General features: G+C 71.1%; 21 protein-coding genes and 1 pseudogene. 4 read left to right on the top strand and 18 right to left on the bottom strand.

The features are described 5' to 3' along the window. Positions 1-23: 23 nt before the first annotated feature. Complete coding sequence (locus ACWF62_RS15770; protein ID WP_378506242.1) at positions 24-830, top strand: CPBP family intramembrane glutamic endopeptidase; 807 nt, start codon at positions 24-26, stop codon at positions 828-830. A gap of 42 nt (positions 831-872) precedes the next feature. Here the strand turns inward: ACWF62_RS15770 and ACWF62_RS15765 are convergent, their stop codons facing one another. From ACWF62_RS15765 to ACWF62_RS15755, 3 genes are read right to left on the bottom strand one after another with little or no spacing between them, the layout of a single operon-like run. Continuing rightward, the gene (locus ACWF62_RS15765; protein ID WP_378506241.1) at positions 873-1,505 is read right to left on the bottom strand and encodes a hypothetical protein; all 633 of its coding nucleotides are present in this window, start codon (positions 1,503-1,505) and stop codon (positions 873-875) included. Further along, positions 1,492-2,772 (bottom strand): histidine--tRNA ligase, encoded by a 1,281-nt coding sequence (gene hisS / locus ACWF62_RS15760; protein ID WP_378506240.1) that lies wholly within the window; start codon positions 2,770-2,772, stop codon positions 1,492-1,494. The genes ACWF62_RS15765 and hisS overlap by 14 nt, the downstream gene beginning before the upstream one ends. A gap of 21 nt (positions 2,773-2,793) precedes the next feature. Continuing rightward, entirely contained in the window at positions 2,794-3,468 is a 675-nt protein-coding gene (locus ACWF62_RS15755) for an MBL fold metallo-hydrolase (RefSeq protein WP_378506239.1), read from the bottom strand. Between the two features lie 160 nt (positions 3,469-3,628). Between ACWF62_RS15755 and ACWF62_RS15750 the strand changes: the two genes are divergently transcribed. Next, entirely contained in the window at positions 3,629-4,504 is an 876-nt protein-coding gene (locus ACWF62_RS15750; RefSeq protein ID WP_378506238.1) for a peptidylprolyl isomerase, read from the top strand. Next, positions 4,501-5,307, top strand: coding sequence for a peptidylprolyl isomerase (locus ACWF62_RS15745; RefSeq protein WP_378506237.1), 807 nt, complete (start codon positions 4,501-4,503; stop codon positions 5,305-5,307). The genes ACWF62_RS15750 and ACWF62_RS15745 overlap by 4 nt, the downstream gene beginning before the upstream one ends. A gap of 35 nt (positions 5,308-5,342) precedes the next feature. Here the strand turns inward: ACWF62_RS15745 and ACWF62_RS15740 are convergent, their stop codons facing one another. From ACWF62_RS15740 to pdxT, 11 genes are all read right to left on the bottom strand, one after another. Then, positions 5,343-7,664: a RelA/SpoT family protein gene (locus tag ACWF62_RS15740; protein WP_378506236.1), complete on the bottom strand. Its 2,322-nt coding sequence runs from the start codon at positions 7,662-7,664 to the stop codon at positions 5,343-5,345. Positions 7,665-7,716: 52 nt separating this feature from the next. Beyond that, positions 7,717-8,256 (bottom strand): adenine phosphoribosyltransferase, encoded by a 540-nt coding sequence (locus ACWF62_RS15735; protein ID WP_378506235.1) that lies wholly within the window; start codon positions 8,254-8,256, stop codon positions 7,717-7,719. Next, positions 8,253-9,947, bottom strand: a complete 1,695-nt coding sequence (locus tag ACWF62_RS15730; protein ID WP_378506234.1) for an ABC transporter substrate-binding protein — start codon at positions 9,945-9,947, stop codon at positions 8,253-8,255. Before ACWF62_RS15730 ends, ACWF62_RS15735 begins: the two co-directional genes overlap by 4 nt. 6 nt (positions 9,948-9,953) lie before the next feature. Beyond that, a complete protein-coding gene (gene secF / locus ACWF62_RS15725; protein WP_378506233.1) occupies positions 9,954-11,132 on the bottom strand; it encodes a protein translocase subunit SecF in 1,179 nt (392 codons plus the stop codon). Between the two features lie 2 nt (positions 11,133-11,134). Then, positions 11,135-12,838, bottom strand: a complete 1,704-nt coding sequence (secD, locus tag ACWF62_RS15720; RefSeq protein ID WP_378506232.1) for a protein translocase subunit SecD — start codon at positions 12,836-12,838, stop codon at positions 11,135-11,137. Between the two features lie 92 nt (positions 12,839-12,930). Further along, positions 12,931-13,269 (bottom strand): preprotein translocase subunit YajC, encoded by a 339-nt coding sequence (gene yajC, locus ACWF62_RS15715; RefSeq protein WP_378506231.1) that lies wholly within the window; start codon positions 13,267-13,269, stop codon positions 12,931-12,933. A 73-nt stretch (positions 13,270-13,342) separates the two neighbouring features. Further along, complete coding sequence (ruvB, locus tag ACWF62_RS15710; RefSeq protein WP_378506230.1) at positions 13,343-14,437, bottom strand: Holliday junction branch migration DNA helicase RuvB; 1,095 nt, start codon at positions 14,435-14,437, stop codon at positions 13,343-13,345. Next, a complete protein-coding gene (gene ruvA, locus ACWF62_RS15705; protein WP_378506229.1) occupies positions 14,434-15,033 on the bottom strand; it encodes a Holliday junction branch migration protein RuvA in 600 nt (199 codons plus the stop codon). The genes ruvB and ruvA overlap by 4 nt, the downstream gene beginning before the upstream one ends. Next, positions 15,030-15,614 (bottom strand): crossover junction endodeoxyribonuclease RuvC, encoded by a 585-nt coding sequence (ruvC, locus tag ACWF62_RS15700; protein WP_378506228.1) that lies wholly within the window; start codon positions 15,612-15,614, stop codon positions 15,030-15,032. Before ruvC ends, ruvA begins: the two co-directional genes overlap by 4 nt. A gap of 111 nt (positions 15,615-15,725) precedes the next feature. Then, positions 15,726-16,478: a YebC/PmpR family DNA-binding transcriptional regulator gene (locus ACWF62_RS15695; protein ID WP_452630579.1), complete on the bottom strand. Its 753-nt coding sequence runs from the start codon at positions 16,476-16,478 to the stop codon at positions 15,726-15,728. Between the two features lie 100 nt (positions 16,479-16,578). Further along, complete coding sequence (gene pdxT, locus ACWF62_RS15690) at positions 16,579-17,175, bottom strand: pyridoxal 5'-phosphate synthase glutaminase subunit PdxT (protein ID WP_452630585.1); 597 nt, start codon at positions 17,173-17,175, stop codon at positions 16,579-16,581. 273 nt (positions 17,176-17,448) lie between these two features. On the opposite strand from pdxT, the gene ACWF62_RS15685 reads away from it, so the two are divergent. Further along, positions 17,449-19,257, top strand: coding sequence for an APC family permease (locus ACWF62_RS15685; protein WP_378506226.1), 1,809 nt, complete (start codon positions 17,449-17,451; stop codon positions 19,255-19,257). On the opposite strand, the gene ACWF62_RS15680 is transcribed toward ACWF62_RS15685, so the two are convergent. The 4 genes and pseudogenes from ACWF62_RS15680 to ACWF62_RS15665 all read right to left on the bottom strand — a co-directional run. Continuing rightward, positions 19,244-20,059 carry an acyl-CoA thioesterase gene (locus ACWF62_RS15680; protein ID WP_378506225.1) on the bottom strand — a complete coding sequence of 272 codons (816 nt, stop codon included), beginning with the start codon at positions 20,057-20,059 and terminating at the stop codon, positions 19,244-19,246. The genes ACWF62_RS15685 and ACWF62_RS15680 overlap by 14 nt on opposite strands. A gap of 169 nt (positions 20,060-20,228) precedes the next feature. After that, positions 20,229-21,143 carry a pyridoxal 5'-phosphate synthase lyase subunit PdxS gene (gene pdxS, locus ACWF62_RS15675; RefSeq protein ID WP_378506224.1) on the bottom strand — a complete coding sequence of 305 codons (915 nt, stop codon included), beginning with the start codon at positions 21,141-21,143 and terminating at the stop codon, positions 20,229-20,231. An 84-nt stretch (positions 21,144-21,227) separates the two neighbouring features. Then, positions 21,228-22,283 (bottom strand): NUDIX hydrolase, encoded by a 1,056-nt coding sequence (locus ACWF62_RS15670; protein ID WP_378506223.1) that lies wholly within the window; start codon positions 22,281-22,283, stop codon positions 21,228-21,230. Next, positions 22,283-22,433: pseudogene (locus ACWF62_RS15665) on the bottom strand (alpha-(1-2)-phosphatidylinositol mannosyltransferase); the annotation flags it as partial. The pseudogene ACWF62_RS15665 and the gene ACWF62_RS15670, both read right to left, overlap by 1 nt.

The following is a 22,433-nucleotide window of genomic DNA, read 5'->3' as shown; positions in this document are numbered from 1 at the left end:
TCCCTTGGACGAGAGGCACATCCGTGAGCGACCCATCGAGTGCTCGCCCCGCACCCGTCCGCCACGCCGCCCCGAGCGACCGGTTCGGCAAACTTGTGGAGCGCCGCGACGGCAAGGACTTCCCCTACTACACCGGCGTCCCGGTCGGCTTCACCGTGCAGCAGTGGATCCTGCTGTGGATCTCGGTCGCCGTCGGGTTCGCTGCCCTGGTCACCCTCCCCCAGTCGACTCCCCTCGTCGCCCTGCTACCGCGGATCCTGTTCGTCGCGATCCCGCTGGGCACACTGGCGTACCTGGCTCGCGACCAGTGGAAGGCGCTGTTCCGGAAGGTGAACGGCGCCGACGTGCGCACGATGATCGGGTTCGCCGTCCTCAACCTGGTCGTCACCTCGATCCTCGCCCTGATCGTCAAGGCCCTGTTCGGGACCGCCGAGAATCCCGCCGTCGACGGCTCCGACGGCTGGGGCGCCCTCGACTACGTTGCGTTCTACGCGGGCACCGGCATCCAGCTGGTCGGCGAGGAACTGTTCACGATCATCCCGTTCCTCGCGCTGCTGTACTTCCTCGTCACGAAGGGGAAGCTGCCGCGCACGACGGCCATCGTGCTCGCGTGGCTGATCAGCGCGGTGTGGTTTGGAGCCGCGCACCTGCCGACCTACGACTGGAATTTCGCCCAAGCGCTCATCGTCATCGGCGGCGCCCGACTGGTGTTGACGCTGGCCTACATTCGCACCAAGAACTTGACGGTGTCGATCGGTGCCCACATCATCAACGACTGGGTTCTGTTCACGCAGTCACTGTTCTTCAGCACGGCGCTGATCGCGCTCTGACCCTGCCGCCGCCCACCGACGAGAGCTCGTGCGGCACACCGATCAGTCGGTGAGCCGCACGACCTCCTCGTCGGTGAGGATCGTCTGCGGGACGCGGTTCGCTTCCCTGGCGAGCTGCACGGCCCGGTACAGCGGCCGCTCCTCCAGGCCAGCCCCGCGGGCCTCGGCCCGCAGCTGCGCGATCAGCACCGTGGACATCGCGACCGCGGGCGCCAGCTCCCCCGACACCAGCCCGTCGGCCAGCGCGCGCAGCGGCAGCACCTCGAGCTCGCGGCCGCCGTCGGCGGTGTACAGCGCCAGCGGGACGGTGACCCGGCGGTCGCCGTCCCCTACCCGCAGCGCGACCTGTGACACCCGGCCGCTGCGCACCAGCAGTTCCGCGCTCACCGCCCGCGCGACGTCGACGGACACCGCGCGGAGACCGGAGTGGGCATGAATCACCGTGTCGGTCATCGATGTTCGGCGCCGGGTCGCGGCCAACGCGGACAGCGCGGTCGGAACACCGAGCAGCGACCCGACGAGGGCGCCGACGGCGACCGAGGTGAACACACCGACGATCGCACCGACCACCACCCCCAGCAGGAACGCGAACACCGCCAGCCGGCGCAGCCGCGGCGTGATCAGGCGCGCTGGCACCAGGTCCAGGTCGACCGACCCGCCGTCAGCTGCCGGCAAGGACCGAACCCACCTCGGCGACAACGGCATCGAGCGACACCTGACGCTGGTCCCCGGTCGCCAGGTCCTTGACGCCGATCACCCCATCCTCGATGTCCCGCTCGCCAAGGACGAGGGCAAGCTTCGCGCCGGAACGGTCCGCGGCCTTCATCGCGCCCTTGACGCCGCGCCCACCGTAGGCGAGGTCGACGCGGATGCCCGCGGACCTCAGCTGCGCGGCGATGACCACCAGCGTGCCCTTCGCCTCGGCGCCGAGGGGCACGCCGAACACCTCGCAGCGGGCGGGCGTCGCCGCCGTCTTGCCCTCCGCCTGCAACGCGAGGATCGTGCGGTCGACACCGAGTCCGAACCCGATGCCGGACAACGATTGTCCGCCGAGCTGCGCCATCAGGCCGTCGTAGCGTCCGCCGCCACCGATCCCGGACTGCGCGCCGAGGCCGTCGTGCACGAACTCGAACGTCGTCTTCGTGTAGTAGTCGAGTCCGCGCACCATCCGCGGGTTGATCGTGTACGGCACGCCCAGCGCGTCCAGGTGCGCCAGCACCTCGTCGAAGTGCGCCTTCGCCTCCTGCGACAGGTGGTCGAGCATCAGTGGTGCGTCGGCGGTCAGCTCCTTGATGTGCGGGCGCTTGTCGTCGAGGACCCGCAGCGGGTTGATCTCCGCGCGCCGCCGGGTGTCCTCGTCGAGGTCGAGCCCGAACAGGAACTCCTGCAGCAGCTCCCGATACTGCGGGCGGCAGGTGTCGTCGCCGAGCGAGGTGATCTCGAGCCGAAACCCGTCGAGCCCGAGCCCGCGGAAGCCGGCGTCGGCGATCGCGATCACCTCGGCGTCGAGGGCCGGGTCGTCGACACCGATCGCCTCGACCCCCACCTGCTGCAGCTGCCGGTAGCGGCCCGCCTGCGGGCGCTCGTACCGAAAGAAGGGGCCCGCGTAGCTCAGCTTCACCGGCAGCTGCCCGCGATCGAGTCCGTGCTCGATGACGGCGCGCATCACGCCCGCGGTGCCCTCCGGCCGCAACGTCACCGACCGGTCACCGCGGTCTGCGAAGGTGTACATCTCCTTGCTGACCACGTCGGTGGATTCGCCGACACCGCGCGCGAACAGGCCGGTGTCCTCGAAGATCGGCAGCTCGATGTGGCCGTACCCGGCGAGCCGGGCGGGCCGGGTCAGCCCGTCGCGGACGGCGACGAATTCCGCCGACACCGGCGGCACGTAGTCGGGGACGCCCTTGGGGGCAGAGAACGCGCTGTTACTGGACTTGCTCACGATGCCTACTTTTCCCTACCGCTACCCGGACAGTCCAACCAGAAACGGGTTCGACGCCCGCTCCTGCCCGATCGATGTCGCGCCGCCGTGGCCGGGGAGCACCGCGGTCGCGTCGTCGAGGATCAGCAGCTTGGCGGCGATCGACGCGAGCAGCTGCTCATGGTTGCCGCCGGGCAGGTCGGAGCGGCCGATCGACCCGGCGAACAGGGTGTCGCCGGTCAAGGCCAGCGGGACAACGCCGTGCTCGGTGCCGACCGTCGTGCGGAGCACCACCGAGCCCTGGGTGTGGCCGGGGGTGTGGTCGACGGTGATCGTGATGCCCGCGAGGTCGAGGACGTCGCCGTCCGCGAGGTCGATCACCTCGGACGGCTCCCGGAACTCGGCGTCCCCGATCATCGCGGACAGCGCTGCACCGGTGCCGCGCAGCGGGTCGGACAGCATGTAGCGGTCCTCGGGATGGATGTAGGCGGGAATCCCGAACTTCTCGCACACCGGCTGCACCGACCAGGTGTGGTCGAGGTGCCCGTGCGTGAGCAGCACCGCTGCGGGGGTCAGGGACTGCTCGCCGAGGAACTCGATCAGCGGTTCCGCCGCGTTCTGTCCGGGGTCGACGACGAGGCACTCGCTCGCGCCGTCCTGCGCGAGGATGTAGCAGTTCGTCTGGAAGGCGCCGGCCGGGAATCCGGTGACGAGCACGGCAATCGCTCCTCGAGGTGATGGGACAGGTCCGCCGCACAGCCTATGTGTTACGACAGCGGCGCCGTTTCACAGGTTCGGGTGGCAGACTCGGTCACCGACAAATTCGGCGCCGAAACCGGCGCCGCACGTGTGGGTCCAGATCCGGAGGTAGCCAGCAGTGCCAAGCAATGAGCAGCGTCGCCAGGCAGCGAAACGCAAGCTGGAGCGACAGCTCGAGCGACGGGCGGAGCGGGAACGCAAACGCAAGCGGATGACGATCGCGGTGTCCGTCCTCGGCGCCGTCGTCGTGGTCGCGGCGGGTGCGGTGGTGTTCGGGCTGACCCGCTCCGACGACTCCGTCGACACCGCCGCCGACGCCGGTCAGGAACCCACCGAGCAGCCAACGCCGGGCGCGCTGCCCACCGCCCGCGCGGAGGCGCTGCCCGCCACCGTCGACTGCACCTACATTCCCGACGGGCAGACCCCGGCGAAGCAGGCGACCGTGCCGAACGCGACGGCGGTCTCCGCCGAGGGCACCGTCACCGTGGACCTGGCCACCGACCAGGGGCCGATCGGCCTGAACCTGGATCGGGCGAAGGCGCCGTGCACGGTCAACAGCATGGTCTCGCTGGCGGAGCAGGGCTACTTCAACGACACCCCCTGCCACCGGCTGTCCACCGTCGGCCTGAAGATCCTGCAGTGCGGCGACCCGACCGGGCAGGGCACCGGCGGGCCGGGCTACGGCTTCGTCAACGAGTTCCCCACCGACCAGTACAGCCCGGAGGATCCGACGATCGACCAGCCGGTGACCTACCCGCGCGGCACGATCGCGATGGCCAACACCGGCCAGCCCGGCAGCAACGGCAGCCAGTTCTTCCTGGTGTACGACGACTCCCCGCTGCCGCCGATGTACACCGTCTTCGGCACCATCTCCGACGAGGGCCTCGCCACCGTCGAGAAGATCGCCGCCGCCGGTGACGACGGCTCGATGTCCGCGGGCGGCGGCAAGCCCAACACCCCCGTGCAGATCCAGACGGCTACGGTGGCCGCATGATGCGTACCCCGTTGATCCGCACCCTCGCCGCGACGGCCGGCGTCGGCCTCGCGCTGACCGCCGTCGCCTGCTCGTCCGACGACACCGGAACCGACGCCGCCGCGTCGACGACGTCGGCCGCGGCCCGGACGGCGCAGCCGGAGGTGGACATGTCGGTGTACCCGGCGCTGCCCGCGGTCCCGGCGGCGGCAGCGTCGACGGTGTCCTGCGAGTACCCGTCGACGTCGCGGCAGGCCGCGAAGCCGGTGCAGCCGCCCGCGACGACGGACGTCTCGACCGTGGGGACGGCCGCGGTCACCCTGACCACCTCGCAGGGCCCGATCGGGTTGACCCTGGACCGCGCGGAGGCCCCGTGCACGGTCAACTCGTTCGTGTCGCTCGCCGAGCAGGGCTACTTCGACGACACCCCGTGCCACCGGCTGGTCACCAGCCCCGGGCTGCAGGTGCTGCAGTGCGGCGACCCGACCGGGCAGGGCACCGGCGGACCCGGCTACGGCTTCGACAACGAGTACCCGACCACCGTGTACGGCGCGGACGACCCGGCCGGGCAGCAGCCGATGCGGTACCCCCGCGGCACGGTGGCGATGGCGAACTCCGGGCAGCCGGGCAGCAACGGCAGCCAGTTCTTCCTGGTGTACGCGGACTCGGTGCTGCCGCCGCAGTACACCGTCTTCGGCACCATCTCCGACGAGGGCCTCGCCACCGTCGAGAAGGTCGCCGCGGCCGGCGACGACGGGTCGATGTCCGCGGGCGGCGGCAAGCCGAACACCCCGGTGCAGATCGAGACGGCCACCGTCGGCTGAGTGACGCCGCGCGGCCTGAACCGAGCCGATCGCGTTCAGGCCGCGCTGGTCATCCGGTAAACGTCGTACACGCCCTCGACGTTGCGGACCACGTTGAGCACGTGCCCGAGGTGCTTCGGGTCGCCCATCTCGAAGGTGAACCGGCTGATCGCGACCCGGTCCCCCGAGGTGGTCACCGACGCCGACAGGATGTTCACCTTCTCGTCGGCGAGGGCCTTCGTCACGTCCGAGAGCAGCCGGTGCCGGTCGAGGGCCTCGATCTGGATCGCGACCAGGAACACCGACGACGCCGACGGCGCCCACTGCACCTCGATGATCCGCTCCGACTGCCCGCGCAGCGACGACGCGTTGGTGCAGTCGGTACGGTGCACGCTGACCGCGCCGCCGCGGGTGACGAACCCCATGATCTCGTCGCCGGGCACCGGGGTGCAGCACTTCGCGAGCTTCGCAACGGTGCCCTCCGCGCCGGGAACCAGGACACCGGAGTCGGTGCCGCGCCGCGGCCGCATCGGCATCGTCGACGGCGTGGACCGTTCGGCGAGTTCCTCCTCCACCGCGCCGACGCCGCCGAGCTGCGCGACGAGGCGCTGCACGACGTGCTGCGCGGAGACGTTGTGCTCGCCGACCGCCGTGTACAGCGCGGACACGTCGGCGTACCGCAGTTCATGCGCGATCGCGGTCATCGACTCGGCGCTGAGCAGCCGCTGCAGCGGCAGCCCGCCCCGCCGGACCTCCTTGGCGATGGCCTCCTTGCCCGCCTCGAGGGCCTCCTCCCTGCGTTCCTTCGCGAACCACTGCCGGATCTTCGCCTTCGCCCGCGGTGACACCACGAACGTCTGCCAATCCCGGCTCGGTCCGGCGTTCGTGGCCTTCGAGGTGAACACCTCGACGACCTCACCGTTCTCCAGGGTCCGTTCGAGCGCGACGAGGCGGCCGTTGACGCGGGCGCCAATGCACCGGTGCCCGACCTCGGTGTGCACCGCGTACGCGAAGTCGACCGGGGTCGACCCGGCGGGCAGCGTGATCACCTCGCCCTTCGGGGTGAAGACGAAGATCTCCTTGACCGCGAGGTCGTAGCGCAGCGATTCGAGGAACTCGCCCGGGTCGGCGGCCTCCCGCTGCCAGTCCAGCAGCTGACGCATCCACGCCATGTCGTCGACCTCGGCGGTGTCGGAGCCGTGCTTGCCGCGCGTCTCCTTGTACCGCCAGTGCGCGGCGATGCCGAACTCCGCGGTCCGGTGCATCTCGCGGGTGCGGATCTGCACCTCAAGGGGCTTGCCCTCCGGGCCGATGACGGTGGTGTGTAGCGACTGGTACACCCCGTACCTGGGCTGGGCGATGTAGTCCTTGAACCGGCCCGCCATCGGCTGCCACAGCGAGTGCACGACACCGACCGCCGCGTAGCAGTCCCGGATCTCGTCGCACAGGATCCGGACGCCGACCAGGTCGTGGATGTCGTCGAAGTCGCGGCCCTTGACGATCATCTTCTGGTAGATCGACCAGTAGTGCTTGGGCCTGCCCTCGACGGTCGCGCTGATCCGGGACGCGGACAGGGTCGCGTTGATCTCGGCCCGCACCTTCGCCAGATAGGTGTCCCGGGACGGCGCGCGGTCCGCGACCAGCCGCACGATCTCCTCGTACTTCTTCGGGTGCAGGATCGCGAAGGACAGGTCCTCCAGCTCCCACTTGACGGTCGCCATACCCAGCCGATGCGCAAGCGGCGCAATCACTTCCAGTGTTTCGCGAGCCTTGCGGGCCTGCTTCTCCGGCGGCAGGAACCGCATCGTGCGCATGTTGTGCAGGCGGTCGGCGACCTTGATCACCAGCACCCGCGGATCGCGGGCCATCGCGATGATCATCTTGCGGATGGTCTCCGCCTCGGCGGCGTGACCGAGCACCACCTTGTCCAGCTTGGTGACCCCGTCGACGAGGTGCGCGACCTCCTCCCCGAAGTCGCCGGTGAGCTGCTCGAGCGAGTAGCCGGTGTCCTCGACGGTGTCGTGCAGCAGCGCCGCGATCAAGGTGGTGGTGTCCATGCCGAGTTCGGCGAGGATCGTCGCGACGGCGAGCGGGTGGGTGATGTACGGGTCGCCGGACTTGCGCTTCTGGTGCGCGTGCCGTTCCTCGGCGACGTCGTAGGCGCGCTGCAGCGTGGCGAGGTTCGCCTTCGGGTACAGCTCGCGGTGGATCGCGACGAGCGGTTCGAGCACCGGCCTGATCGTGGTGTTGCGCTGTGCCGTGATCCGGCGGGCCAGCCGGGCCCGGACGCGACGCGACGCCGAGGTCGGAACCGCCTGCGCGGACGCGTCGTTCGGCGTCGTACCCCCGGACCCGGACCTGTCGAGGTTCTGCGTCACATCCGTCACCTCCCTACCGATTCGAACTGCTCACCCGCACCAACTTTAGCCCTCAGACCCGCAGCAACGAGGTCAGCGGGCGGTCCGGCAGGCGACCGCGTCCGCGAAGCCCCTCGATCTCGAGGACCACCGCGATCGCGACGACGACGGCACCCGCCGCCTCGAGAAGCTCCGCCGCGGCACCGAGGGTGCCGCCGGTCGCGAGGACGTCGTCGATCACCAGCACCCGGCGCCCGCGCAGGTCGATGCCGTCCGCCGGGATCTCCAGCGTCGCGGTGCCGTACTCGAGCCCGTAGGACTGCGACAGCACCGGCGGCGGCAGCTTGCCCGCCTTCCGGACCGCGAGCACCCCGGCGTCGAGTGCCCGGGCGACGCCTGCGCCGAGCAGGAAGCCGCGGGCGTCGATGCCGGCGACCAGGTCGACGCCGTCCGCGAGCGCGGCCATCGCATCGACCACGTCCCGGAACGCGGCGGCGTCGGCGAACACCGGGGTCAGGTCCGCGAACCGCACCCCTGGCTCGGGGAAGTCATCCACCCAGCGGATCAGGCGGGCGACGTCGGCGGACGCCAGGTCGGTTCGGTCGGTGCTCACCGGAGAAGTATCCACCGGTCCATGTTCCACCCGGCCCCGGCGACGGTCGCGTTCGGTACCGCCGCGTGCATCCCCGCGGCGATCGAGGTGGCGCGCGGCGCCGCGAACAGCGGGAGCGACGGCATCTCGGTCCACAGAATGTTCTCGGCCTCCGTGGTGAGGTTCAGCCGGCTGCCCTCGGCGGTGTCGACCGCCAACTGGTCGGCGATCTCGGTGACCCGGCCGTTGCGGAAGTCGCCGATGTTGGTGCCGTTCCCCGCCGCGAGCGAATACGCGGGCGGCACCACCGAGTCCAGTCCCGCCGCGCCCTGCGCGGACCCGGTCCCGCCGAGCACGGCGTCGACCTGTCCCGCGCCGAGCGCGCCCGGCGTGTAGTCCGGCGATCCCGCGTCCTCGACGGTGATCCCGGCAGGCGCGCACGCCGCGGCGACGTCGGCGACGATCTGCGCGCGGCGCGCATCCGGGGCGAGATAGCCGACCCGGACGGTGATCGGCCCCTGACCCGACGCCGCGAGGGCGGACCGCGCGGCGTCGACGTCGGGCTGCAGGTAGCGGTCTCCGACCACGCCCGCCGCGGTCGGATAGATCAGCATGTCCGGCTGCGCGATCCGCGAGTTCAGCACACCCGATCCCAGCCCGGACGCGATGTCGAAGCCGGGGTGGCCGTACTCGTCGAACAGGCTCTGCCGCGGCACGCACGACGCGAACGCGCGCCGCGCGTCCGCCGACCCGAACACCCCGCCGGTCGCGAGCACGAACTGCTCGCTGCTGCGCGACGGCGCGGTGGTCGTGGTGAAGCCGTCCCCCGGGGCCAGCCCGTCGATCGAGCCCGCGCCGACGTCGATCACGTCGAGTTCACCGGCGGACAGCCGCGCGGGAAGGTCGGAGTTCTTCGGCCACACCACGATCCGGTCGGTGCCCGGCTTGTTCCCCCACCACTTGTCGTTGGCGACGAGGACCACCTCGCCGTCCGGGCCGACCGAGTCCAACCGGTACGGCCCCGACGACGGGAACAGCGCCGGGTCCGCCGGTCCCGGGGTGAGGGCCCAGCCGGTGTTCCAGAATTCGGCGAGCCTGCCGATCGCTTCGGTGTCGCCGCCGTTGAGTGCGCCGACGACGTCGGGCACGTTCGCGACCCGTCCCGCCACGTGCGCGGGCATCAGTGCGGTCGCCCCGAACAGCCCGCGCCAGTCGGCGAACGCGCGGCCCGGCTTGAACACGACCGTCGCGTCCTTGCCGCCCGGCGCGCAGTCGACCCGGTCGATGTCCGCGTAGCCTGCCCGGCTTGCCGCGTGGAACTGCGGGTACCGTCCACTGCCCGCAGCCCAGGCCAACACCATGTCGTCGCAGGTCACCGGGACACCGTCGGAGTAGACGGCGTCCGGATTGATCCGGTAGGCGACGGTCAGGGTGTCGCCGGGCGCGGTCAGCATCGAGCCGACGTCACCGTCGGACAGGGCGGTGCCCTCCGGGCCGAGGTAGCTGAAGCCGGTCAGCACCCGCACGAACGCCTGCCGCGCACCGTCGGCGGCGCCGGCGACGGTGTTCGCGTTGTACGTGCTGACGACGTTGTCGACGGCATACCCGATCGAGGGGACCTGGTCCTCCTGCGTCGAACACGCGGCGCTGGCCCCGACCAGCGCGCAGGCGGCGGCCACCGCGATCCGGTTCCGGACGGCACTGCTGCGCATGTCGCTCTACCTCTTCTTGTCGCGCTTCCCGGTCGGCCGTGCACCCGGCCTCGGGGCAGCGCCGGTGGGCCGCGGCGTCGGCAGCACCCCGGTCGAGCCTGCCAGTGCCGCCCCCGAAACCGGGGCCGACCCGCCGGATCGTTCCGCCCGGCGCGCGTGCACCTTCCTGGTGTGCGCGGCAACCGGCCCCCACCGCTCCTTGATCGACACCAGCAGCGGCGTCGCGAAGAAGATCGACGAGAAGGCGCCGACCACGATGCCGACCAGCTGCACGACCGCGAGGTCCTTGAGCGTGCCGACGCCGAGCAGCCAGACCGCGACGACCAGCAGACCGATCACCGGCAGCACACTGATCACGGTGGTGTTGATCGAGCGCATCAGCGTCTGGTTGACGGCGAGGTTCGCCTGCTCCCCGTAGGTGCGGCGGGTGGTGTGCAGAACGCCCCGGGTGTTCTCCTCCACCTTGTCGAAGACGACGACGGTGTCGTACAGGGAGAAGCCGAGGATGGTGAGCAGGCCGATGACGGTCGCCGGGGTCACCTCAAGACCGATCAGCGAGTACACGCCCGCGGTGACCACCATGTCGAAGAACAGCGCGATGATCGCCGCGATCGCCATGTCCCGCTCGAATCGGATCGCGATGTAGATGCTGACGATCACCAGGAACACCAGCAGCGCGATCAGCGCCTTCTTGGTGATCTGGCTGCCCCAGGTCTCGCTGACGTCGGCGACGCTGATCGCGTTCTTGCTCGGTTCGCCGTTCTTGTCCTCCGGCTGGAAGGCGTCGAACAGGGCGTTCTGCAGTTCAACGGTCTGCCGCGCGTCGAGCGCGTCCGACCGGATCTGAATGGTGGCGCTGTCCCCGGCGCCGACGGTCTGCACCGACACCGGATCCTGGCCGAGCGCCTCCGAGTACACCGCCTCGACCTGTTCGGTCGTCGCCCCCGTCGCCGCCGGGAACTGGATGCGGGACCCGCCCTCGAAGTCGATGCCGAGCGAGAATCCGCGGAAGATCATGCTCAGCAGCGAGATGGCCACCACGGCGGCGACCAGTGCGTAGTAGACCCGGCGCTTGCCGACCACCTCGAACGCGCCGGTGCCGGTGTAGAGCCGGGACAGCAGACCGTGCCGGGGCAGGGTCGCCTCGTCGACGGCGCCGTCGGAGATGTCCGTGTTGTTGCTCATGTTCAGGACTCCTTCGCCTGCGAGGCGGCGACCGCCGTCTTACGTTCGCGTGCCACCTGGCTGACGGCACCGAGGCCGTTGACGCTCGGCTTCGACCAGAACGCCGACTTCGACGCCAGGTGCACCAGCGGATGGGTCACCAGGAACACCACGATGACGTCGAGGATGGTCGTCAGGCCGAGGGTGAACGCGAAGCCGCGCACCTGACCGACGGCGAGCACGTACAGCACCGCCGCCGCGATGAAGCTGACCGCGTTGCCGGACAGGATGGTCCTGCGGGCCCGTGCCCAGCCGCGCGGCACCGCGGACCGGAAGCTGCGACCCTCCCGGATCTCGTCCTTGATGCGTTCGAAGTAGACGACGAACGAGTCGGCCGTCATGCCGATGCCGATGATCAGACCGGCGATGCCCGCGAGGTCGAGGGTGAACCCGATGTAGCGGCCGAGCAGCACCATGATCGCGTAGACCAGCAGCCCGGACAGGACCAGCGACAGCGCGGTCAGGATGCCGAGCATGCGGTAGTAGATCAGGCAGTACAGCAGCACCAGGATCAGACCGATCGCGCCCGCGATCAGGCCGGCCTGCAGCGAGGCCAGTCCGAGGGTCGCCGACACCGTCTCGGCCTCCGACGCCTGGAACGAGAGCGGCAGCGAACCGTACTTGAGGGTGTTCGCGAGTTCCTTCGCGGTGGTTGCGGTGAAATCACCGGTGATCGAGGTGGCGCTGCCCGCCGGGGTCGCGCCCTGCACGACGGGTGCGCTGACGACCTTCGAGTCGAGGGTGAACGCGGCCTGCTTGCCGATGTTGGCCGCGGTGAACTGCGCCCAGGTGGAGCTGCCACCGGACTTGAAGGTGAGGCTGACCTCGTGCCGGGCCTGCTGGGTGTTGAACTGCGAGGTGGCGTCCGAGATCTCCTGGCCGTCGATGATGCTCGGGCCGAGCAGGTACACGGTGGTGCCGTCGGTGGAGCAGGCGACCAGCGGCAGCGCCGGGTCGTCGTTGCCCTGCAGCGGGTCGGCGGCGGAGCAGTCCAGCGACGCCATCGCCTGCTGCTGCACGGCCGGGTCGGTGCTCTGCCGGGTCGCCTTCGCTGCCGCGATCTCCGCGGCGGCCTCGTCGGCCTCGTCCGCGACCGGGGTCTCGGCGGCGGGTGCCGGCGCCTCGGGCTCCGGGGTGTCCGTCGCGGGGACGTCGGGCTCCTGCGCGGGGAACGGGCGGTTCTGCGGGGCCGGGACATCGGTGGCCGGGTCATCGGTGGCCGGAGCGGGCGCCGGGGCCGGGGACTCCGCCGCGGGGGCCTGACCGGACTGCGCCTGGGTGTTCGCCGACACCTGCGAACCGAGCACCGGGCGGATGTACAGGCGGGCCGTCTGACCGAGCGTGCGGGCCTGGGCGCTGTCGTCACCGGGCACCGTGATCACCAGGTTGTCACCGTCGATGACCACCTCGGAGCCGGAAACACCGAGCCCGTTGACGCGGGTCTCGATGATCTCCTGGGCCCGCCGCAGGCTGTCCTGGCTCGGCGTGCTGCCGTCCGGGGTGCGTGCGGTGAGGGTGACCCGGGTCCCGCCCTGCAGGTCGATGCCGAGCTTCGGGGTCGGGGACTTGTCCCCGGTGAAGAAGACGAGCGCATACAGCACGGCGACGATCAGCCCGAAGATCACGAGCGAACGCGCAGGCCGGACGGCTCCGCTGGGTGATGCCACGATCCGTAGTTCTCCTAGTAGCTGGGTGCGGACTGCCCGCCTCGCACGCGACCGCTGCCGAGTGCGGTCACTCGGCAGCGGGGACGATCAGATCATTCCTGATCGAGGCGGCGCTGAGTCTGCTCGGGAGTCTCCTCGACCGTCGAGTCGTCGGTGTCGGCGGCGGCGTTGTCCTGGTCCTCGGTGACGAGTTCCCGGATCACCATGCGCGCCCAGGTGGTCACGACGCCCGGCGCGATCTCGAGGTCGACGGTCGTCTCACCCAGTGCGGCGACGGTGCCGTAGAGGCCCGCGGTGGTCATGATGCGGTCACCGACGTTCAGCGAATCCTGCAGTTCTGCGGTCTTCGCCATCTCCTTCTTCTGGCGGCGGATGCCGAGGAACATCGGCACCAGCAGGACGAGGATGAGGAGCGGGAACAGCAATTCCATCGTTGAAGTCAGTCCTTGAGGTTTGTCGGCGCGACCGGTCCCGTGCGGACCGGCGCAGTACACCAGTGTGCCATTACTCCCACGGCGCCTGCTGTGGTTCGTTCACACGCACCTCTATTCCGCCGGTCGCCGCCTCCGGGGGCGGCGTCAATCCGAGCTGCTCCCAGGCCGCTGCCGTCGCGACCCGGCCCCGCGGGGTCCGGGCGACGAGACCGGCGCGTACCAGGAACGGTTCGCACACCTCCTCGACGGTGCCGGGTTCCTCCCCGACCGCGACCGCCAGCGTCGACACCCCGACCGGTCCGCCGCCGAAGCTGCGGACCAGGGCGCTGAGCACCGAGCGGTCGAGCCGGTCGAGGCCGAGTTGGTCGACGTCGTAGACGGCGAGCGCGGCCCGCGCGACGTCCCTGGTGATGACCCCGTCCGCGCGGACGTCCGCGAAGTCGCGGACCCGGCGCAGCAGTCGGTTCGCGATGCGCGGCGTGCCGCGGGATCGGCCCGCGATTTCCGCGCTCGCCTCCTCACCGAGCCGGACACCGAGAATCCCGGCCGAGCGCAACAGGATTCGCTGCAGCTCGGGCGGATCGTAGAAGTCCATGTGTGCGGTGAACCCGAACCGGTCCCGCAGCGGTCCGGTCAGCGCGCCGGACCGGGTGGTCGCACCGACGAGCGTGAAGGGGGCGACCTCAAGCGGGATGGAGGTGGCGCCGGGGCCCTTGCCGACGACGACGTCGACGCGGAAGTCCTCCATCGCCAGGTACAGCATCTCCTCCGCGGGCCGAGCGATGCGGTGAATCTCGTCGATGAACAGCACGTCGCCCTCGACGAGGTTGCTCAGCATCGCGGCCAGGTCCCCCGCCCGTTCCAGCGCGGGGCCGGACGTCAGGCGCAGCGAGGTGCCCAGCTCGGCGGCGATGATCATCGCCATCGATGTCTTGCCGAGTCCGGGCGGACCGGACAGCAGGACGTGATCCGGGGTGCCGCCGCGCAGCTTCGCGCCGGCCAGCACCAGCTGCAGCTGCTCTCGGACCCGCGGCTGGCCGATGAAGTCGGTCAGCGACGTCGGGCGCAGGCTCGCCTCGACGTCCCCGTCGCCTGCAACGAGTTCGGCGGTGACCGGGGAGGTGTCGTCGTCGGGGTAGCCCGCGTCGTCGGGGAACCCGGTCACCGGGTCTTACCCAGCATCGCGAGCGCGGAGCGCAGCGCCCGCGACGTGTCGGCGTCGGGGTCCGCGGCAAGGACCGAATCGGTCGCCGGTTCGGCCTGCTTCAGCGGGAATCCGAGCCCGACGAGGGCCTCGACGATCTGGTCCCGGATCGGGCCTGCCGCGGGCGCGGAGGTGGGGGATCCGGGGGCCACCGGGACCGCCTCGACCTTGTCCCGCAGTTCGACGACCATCCGCTCGGCGCCCCGCTTCCCGATCCCCGGAACCCGGGTCAGCGCCGACACATTGCCCTCGGCGAGCGCCTTGCGCAGCGCCTCCGGTTCGAGGACCGCGAGGATCGCCATCGCCAGCCGCGGGCCGACACCGGACACCGTCTGCAGCAGCCCGAACAGGTCCCGCGACTCGGTGTCGTGGAATCCGTACAGGGTCATCGAGTCCTCGCGGACGATCATCGCGGTGACCAGTCGCGCCTCGGTGCCGCGCTGCAGCGTCGCGATGGTCGCCGGGGTGGCGTTCAGCCGGTACCCGACACCGGACGCCTCGAGGACCACGTGGTCGAGGGCGATCTCGAGCACCTCACCACGGACGGACGCGATCATCGTGTACCTGCCTTCTTCACCCTGGACCTGTTCAGTTCCGCGAGGCGCGCCTCGTACCGTCGCTTCTGGTCGGCGGCGGCCGCCTCGGCACGTGCCATCCGCTCGATCATCGGCGCCCGCCAACAGTGGCAGATGGCCAGCGCGAGCGCATCGGCGGCGTCCGCGGGCCGGGGCGCCTGCTGGAGACCGAGAATCCGGGTCACCATCGCGGTGACCTGCGCCTTGTCCGCGCGCCCGTTGCCGGTCACCGCCGCCTTGACCTCCGAGGGGGTGTGGAACCGGACGGGCACGCCGCGCTGGCTGGCGGCCAACGCGATGACACCGCCGGCCTGGGCGGTCCCCATCGCGGTCGACACCTGATGCTGCGCGAAGACGCGCTCGATCGCCACGACCTCGGGGCTGTGCACGTCCATCCAGTGACAGGCCGCGTCGTAGACGGCGTTCAACCGGATCGCCAGGTCCATGTCCGCGGGAGTGCGCACCACGTCGACGTCGAGCGCGGTCACCTGCCGCCCGCGCCCGGACTCGACCAGTGCGATACCGCACCGCGTCAGACCCGGGTCGACACCCATCACCCGCACGCGCCCACCTCTCGACAAAACTCACAGCCACTGCGAACAGCTGTTCGAGAGTATAGGCGCGGGCACCGACACCGGCCGGGACCAACACGACCCCGGCCGGGACGGCCCGACTCAGGCGTCGAGTTCGGCGAGCACCTCGTCCGAGACGTCGACATTGGTGTAGACGTTCTGCACGTCGTCGGACTCCTCGAGCGCGTCGACGAGCTTGAACACCTTGCGGGCCCCGTCGGCGTCGACCGGGACCTCGACGGAGGCGCGGAAGTCCGGGTCGGCGGAGTCGTAGTCGATGCCCGCGTCGACCAGGGCGGTGCGGACCGCGATCAGGTCACCGGCCTCGGCAACCACCTCGAACTGCTCGCCGAGGTCGTTGATCTCCTCGGCGCCGGCCTCCAGCACCACCTCAAGGATCTCGTCCTCGGAGCGGCCCGCCTTGTCGAGCACCACGACACCCTTGCGGGTGAACAGGTACGACACCGATCCCGGGTCGGCCATGTTGCCGCCGTTGCGGGTCATCGCGGTGCGCACCTCGCCGGCGGCGCGGTTGCGGTTGTCGGTGAGGCACTCGATCAGCACCGCGACACCGTTCGGGCCGTAGCCCTCGTACATGATCGTCTGCCAGTCGGCGCCGCCGGCCTCTTCGCCTGCGCCACGCTTGCGGGCCCGCTCGATGTTGTCGTTGGGGACCGAGGTCTTCTTCGCCTTCTGGATGGCGTCGTACAGCGTCGGGTTTCCGGCCGGGTCACCACCGCCGGTGCGCGCGGCAACCTCGATGTTCTTGATCAGCTTCGCGAAGGCCTTGCCGCGCTTGGCGTCGATCACGGCCTTCTTGTGCTTGGTGGTGGCCCATTTGGAATGGCCGCTCATACGTGAATTCCCTCTTCCCGTTGGTTGTCGTGGTGCGGGGTGTGTGGGTGCGCCCGCGGCGGCGCGGCGGCCACGGCGGGAAGCACACAGTAGCGCCAGTTTACCCGCGGTCCACCCTGGCCTGGCGAACCATGCCGACGAACAGCTCGTGGATGCGGCGGTCTCCGGTCACCTCGGGGTGGAACGACGTCGCCAGCACCGGACCCTGCCGCACCGCGACCACCCGGCCCGCGGCCGGTCCGTCGGGGACGGTGGCGAGCACCTCGACCCCCGCCCCGACCCGCTCCACCCACGGCGCGCGGATGAACACCGCCCGCATCGGCTCCCCCGCAACGCCCGCGACGTCGAGGTCCTCCTCGAACGAGTCGACCTGACGACCGAAGGCGTTGCGGCGCACCGTGATGTCGAGCCCGGCCAGGCAGTGCGCGTCGGGGCGGGTGTCGAGCACCTCCGACGCGAGCAGGATCATGCCAGCGCACGACCCGTAGGCGGGCATGCCAGCGCGAAGCCGGGCCCGCAGCGGTTCGAGCAGGTTGAACACCACGAGCAGACGGCTCATCGTCGTCGACTCGCCGCCGGGGATCACCAGCCCGTCCACGCCCGCGAGTTCCTCAGCGCGCCGGACGGTGATGGCCTCGGCCCCGGAGGCCCGCAGCGCGGCCAGGTGTTCGCGCACGTCCCCCTGCAGGGCGAGCACGCCGACCCGCGGCGCGGTGGGGACGGGGGCGGCGGGTCGGTCGGCGGTGTCGAGGCTCGTCTGCACGGGTCGAGAATACGGACCGGTGTTGGCGATACCGACGGGCATGTCGGTCGATGCTCGGCCCGGGCGCCGCGATGCATGCGGTGACGGGCCGCAGCATGACCGGCGGCTGATCCCCCGATCGACCGGTCCCGTCAACACCGCGGCCACCGCCGTCAGGTCATCGTCAAGATCGTCGGGATCCGCGGCGGACCGGCCGAGACTCGCCGCATGACCTCCACGCTGCTGATCCGGAAGCCCCGCGACCCCGCCGCGAAGCCGCCCGAACGGCACCGGCTGTCGGTGCCCACCGGCCTCGCGGGCCTGTCCCTGGACGCGATGGCGTCGGTGTCCTATGGGCCGGAGGCAATCGTGCTGGTGCTCGCCGCCGCGGGCGGGGTCGGGCTCGGGTTCACCCTCCCGGTGACGCTCGCGATCGCCGCGCTGCTCGCGCTGCTGGTGGCGTCCTACCGGCAGCTGATTGCCGCGTTCCCGAACGGCGGCGGCGCCTACGCGGTGGCCAGGGCCCGGCTCGGCGACCGCTCCGCGCTGGTGGCCGCGTCGTCGCTGGTGATCGACTACGTGCTCAACGTCGCGGTGTCGGTCGCGGCGGGCGTCGCCGCACTGACCTCCGCGGTGCCCGCCCTGCTCCCCCACACCGTGTGGATCTGCCTGGCCGTCGTCGTCGCCGTCACCGCGCTGAACCTGCGCGGCATCGCCGACAGCGCCCGCGCGTTCATGCTCCCGACCGTGGTGTTCGTCGCGAGCATCGCCGTCGTTATCGTGGCGGGCCTGCTGCGCACGGAGCCGCTGAGCGTCGCCGAGGGCGAGGCCGTCGCCACCAATGTCCAGGCGGTGGGCGTGCTGCTGCTGCTCAAGGCGTTCTCCAGCGGCTGCGCCGCACTGACCGGTGTCGAGGCGATCGCCAACGCGGTGCCCAGCTTCCGCGAGCCGCGGGTGCGGACCGCGCAGCGAACCGAGGTCGCCTTGGGAATCCTGTTGGGCACCATGCTGATCGGCCTCGCCGTCCTGATCGGCAAGTTCTCCCTGCACCCGGTCGAGGGCAGCACGGTGCTCGCGCAGCTCACCGAGGCCGCACTCGGCCGCGGGATCGGCTACTACGTGGTGCAGTTCGCCACCGTCGTGCTGCTCGCCCTCGCCGCCAACACCTCCTACGGCGGCCTGCCCACCCTGCTCCGGCTGCTCGCCGACGACCACTACCTGCCGCACCGGTTCGCGGTCCGCTCGGCCCGCGAGGTGTACCGGTACGGGGTGCTTGCGCTCGGCGGCTGCGCCGCGGTGCTCGTCGTCGCTGCCCGCGGCAACATGAACGCCCTCGTTCCGCTGTTCGCGATCGGGGTGTTCGTCGGGTTCACCCTGGCCCAGGCCGGGCTGGTCCGGCACTGGGTGACCGTGCGCAGCAGCGGCTGGCGGTGGCGGGCGGCCCTCAACGGGCTCGGCGCAACGACCACCGCCGCCGCCGCGCTCGTCACCACCGCGATGAAGTTCACCGAGGGCGCCTGGCTGATCGTGGTCGCGCTGCCCGCGCTGGTCCTGGCGATGGGCCGGGTGCGGGCCGCCTACACGGCCCTCGGCGTGCGGCTGCATCGCGGCGAGGTCCCGGGCCCGCCCACCCGCCGGGCGGGCACGATCGTGGTCGTCCCCGTCGCGGAGGTCTCGGAACTGAGCCGCGAGTCGATCGACACCGCACTCGCGTTCGGCGGCGACGTCGTCGCGGTCCGGGTCTGCCCGGCTGGTGAGTCCCCGAGCGCGTTCACCCGGGCGTGGGAGGCCTGGCATCCGGGTGTCCGCCTCGACCTTATCGACGGCGGCACCGAGGGGGTCGCCGCGCCGCTGACCCGGTACATCACCGAACACTTCGCCGGACGGCGGGTCGTCGTGGTCATCGGCGAGGTCGAGCCGGCAGCCGCCTGGCAGCGGATCCTGCCGACCGGGAACGGCGCCGACCTCGATCGCGCGCTGCGCCGCAACACCGACGCCGTGGTGTGCCGGGTGCGGCTGCGGCTCAGTCCCGCATGAGGCGGGTCATGCCCTCCTGCACGACGGCGGCGACGATGGTGCCGGACCGGTCGAAAATACGGCCCTGCGTCAGTGCCCGCCCAAAACCGGCGGACGGGGACGACTGGTCGTACAGCAGCCACTCGTCCGCCCGGAACGGGCGCAGGAACCACAGGGCGTGGTCCAGGGACGCCTGCTGGATGCGGACACCGGCGTGCGGCACCTGCGCCGACCCCAGCAGCGTCATGTCCGACATGTACGCGAGGGTGCAGATGTGGAAGACGGGGTCCTCGGGCAGGGTCCGCCGGTAGCGGAACCACACCTGCTGCTGGGCGGGCACCCCGGGGCGGCGGGTGATGACCTCCTGCGGCACGAACCGCAGGTCCCAGTCGGCCCACTCCCGGAACTCCCAGGACAGCTCCTCCAGGGACAGCGCCGTGTCCGGCAACTCGTCGGGGTCGGGCACCGGCGGCATCGTGTCGCCGTGCTCGATCCCCACGTCCCCGACGTGGAACGAGGCCGACATCGTGAAGATCGCCTGACCGTCCTGCACCCCGGTGACCCGGCGGGTGCAGAAGGACCGTCCGTCGCGCACCCGGTCCACCAGGAACACCGCCGGAATGGTCGGGTTTCCCGGCCGCAGAAAGTAGCCGTGCAGCGAATGGACCCGGAACGCCGGATCCACGGTCCGGACCGCGGACACCAGCGCCTGACCGGCCACCTGGCCGCCGAACGTGCGGGTCAGCATCGTCTCCGCCACGATCCCGCGGAAGATGTCCTTCTCGAGCTGCTCGAGTTCGAGAATCTCTTCGATCGACGACATGCCGCTCAACCTAGCAACGACGCGGCCCCGCATCGGTGCACGACGCGCGTCGCTGCGCTCGCCTTCCGATGCGGGGCCGTGTGGGGAATCAGCGGTGGGTCACCACCCGCGCTCGGCGAGCCGGTGCGGCTGTGTCAGGGGCCGCCCTCGGCCTGCGAATGCAGTCAGCTCACCAACCGCGCTCGGCGAGCCGGTGCGGCTGCGGGATCTCGTCGACGTTGATGCCGACCATCGCCTCGCCGAGGCCGCGGGAGACCTTCGCGAGCACGTCCGGGTCGTCGAAGAAGGTGGTGGCCTTCACGATCGCCGCGGCCCGCTCGGCGGGGTTGCCGGACTTGAAGATGCCGGAGCCGACGAACACGCCCTCGGCGCCGAGCTGCATCATCATCGCCGCGTCCGCGGGGGTCGCGATGCCGCCCGCGGTGAACAGCGTGACCGGCAGCTTGCCCTCCTTCGCGACCTCAACAACCAGCTCGTACGGTGCCTGCAGCTCCTTCGCCGCGACGTACAGCTCGTCCTCGCTCAGCGACCCGAGACGCCGGATCTCCGCGCCGAGGGTGCGCATGTGGGTGGTCGCGTTGGAGACGTCGCCGGTGCCCGCCTCGCCCTTGGAGCGGATCATCGCCGCGCCCTCGGTGATCCGGCGCAGCGCCTCGCCGAGGTTGGTGGCACCGCACACGAACGGGACGGTGAACTTCCACTTGTCGATGTGGTTCGCGTAGTCGGCCGGGGTGAGCACCTCGGACTCATCGATGTAGTCGACGCCGAGGGACTGCAGGATCTGCGCCTCGACGAAGTGCCCGATCCGGGCCTTGGCCATCACCGGGATCGACACGGCGGAGATGATGCCGTCGATCATGTCCGGGTCCGACATCCGGGACACGCCGCCCTGCGCGCGGATGTCGGCCGGAACGCGCTCGAGCGCCATCACCGCGACAGCGCCCGCGTCCTCGGCGATCTTGGCCTGCTCGGGAGTGACGACGTCCATGATGACGCCGCCCTTGAGCATCTCGGCCATCCCCCGCTTGACGCGGGCGGTACCAGTTGTGGGGGCGGTATCGGGGGTGCTCACGGCAAACTCCATCGGTAGTGGCTTCTCACTCGGAACCGTCCCGGACGCGGGCTCGAAGCTCGGCCCCCCGCCGGTCGTGAAGACGATCCTAGTGCCTCAGCGAATGGACCGGACCTCGGGCTCACCCGGCCGGGCGAGCACCGCGTGCACCTCCGCGACCAGGTCGGGCAGGTCCTCCGGATAGACCACCTCGCCGCCCGCCGCGACCGCCCGCATGTCGTCCGGGCTGCACCACCGGTGCCCGGAGATCGCGCGCCGCTCCAGCTCGGTGAAGCCGCCGCGCTGCGGCGTGAACGCGGTCCGGCGCAGCGCGAAGAACAGCTCCTCGGATCGGATCACGTCGCCGTCGTACGGGAACACCGCCACCCGGCGCCAGATCGGGCCGCGCAGTTCGTCGGCGGCGACGACGAGCCCGGTCTCCTCCCTGACCTCGCGGACCGCGGCGCCGCGCAGGCTCTCCCCCGACTCGACGCCGCCGCCGATGGTGAACCAGAAGTGCACGTCCGGCACCTGCGGGTCGTGCCCGCGCAGCAGCAGCACCCGGCCGTCGTCGTCGACCAGCACCACCCGCGCCGAGGTCCGCATCTCGTCGACGCCCTGCCCGGCGCCGGCCGACGCGGTGGTGCGTTCGGCGATCTCGAAATAGGTGGGCAGCGGTGCGGTTCCGCCGAGATGCAGCCAGCGCACCGGCCGCCGGGTGCGCAGCGCGAGGGTGTCTCGGACCGCGTCGTTGTGGAACCGGCGCGCGATCAGCACCCGCGCCTCCGCGTCGGCGAGCTCCGCCACCAGCTGCGGCGCGAGGGCCTGCCCGGGCACCGCGGCCAACGCCGCCGACAACTGATTCTCGGCGGACTCCCGGTCCGCCCGGTCCGCCCGTTCGGCGCGGTCGGCCAGCTCGCGCAGCCGCTGCCCGCCCAGCTCCGGCGGCGGCGCCGACCCGAACGCGTACCCGGTCGGCACCACCGCCGCGGCGACGGCCCGTGCGACGACGGCCCGGCGGGCCAGCGCCGAATCGAGTGCCTGCCAGGACAGGTCGGAGCGGACGTGCAGGCGGTCCAGCCGATTCGCGGTGCCGTACGCCCACACCCCGATCGCGACGAGGACCGCGACGACGAGGGCGACGACCAGGATCGTGGTGGCGGACAGGGTCATCAGGCCTCCACCCGCACGGGCTGGGCGCCGACGGTCACGGTCTCGTACACCCGCAGGATCTGCTCGGCGACCACCGGCCAGTCGTACTCGGCGACCACCTCGGAGGCGACGTCGACCAGTGCGCGGCGCTGGTCCGGGTCCGAGAGCACC

Source organism: Rhodococcus sp. NPDC054953, assembly GCF_053609225.1.
Note: the sequence above shows the minus strand (reverse complement) of the source record. Positions and strands in the feature narration are given on the sequence as shown.

Coding starts and splice junctions, on each gene's coding strand:
- ACWF62_RS15745 (WP_378506237.1), top strand. CDS start 4,501: ATGATGCGTACCCCGTTGATCCGCACCCTCGCCGCGACGGCCGGCGTC.
- ACWF62_RS15730 (WP_378506234.1), bottom strand. CDS start 9,947: ATGCGCAGCAGTGCCGTCCGGAACCGGATCGCGGTGGCCGCCGCCTGC.
- secF (WP_378506233.1), bottom strand. CDS start 11,132: ATGAGCAACAACACGGACATCTCCGACGGCGCCGTCGACGAGGCGACC.
- yajC (WP_378506231.1), bottom strand. CDS start 13,269: ATGGAATTGCTGTTCCCGCTCCTCATCCTCGTCCTGCTGGTGCCGATG.
- ruvA (WP_378506229.1), bottom strand. CDS start 15,033: ATGATCGCGTCCGTCCGTGGTGAGGTGCTCGAGATCGCCCTCGACCAC.
- ACWF62_RS15695 (WP_452630579.1), bottom strand. CDS start 16,478: ATGAGCGGCCATTCCAAATGGGCCACCACCAAGCACAAGAAGGCCGTG.
- ACWF62_RS15685 (WP_378506226.1), top strand. CDS start 17,449: ATGACCTCCACGCTGCTGATCCGGAAGCCCCGCGACCCCGCCGCGAAG.
- ACWF62_RS15680 (WP_378506225.1), bottom strand. CDS start 20,059: ATGTCGTCGATCGAAGAGATTCTCGAACTCGAGCAGCTCGAGAAGGAC.
- pdxS (WP_378506224.1), bottom strand. CDS start 21,143: ATGGAGTTTGCCGTGAGCACCCCCGATACCGCCCCCACAACTGGTACC.
- ACWF62_RS15670 (WP_378506223.1), bottom strand. CDS start 22,283: ATGACCCTGTCCGCCACCACGATCCTGGTCGTCGCCCTCGTCGTCGCG.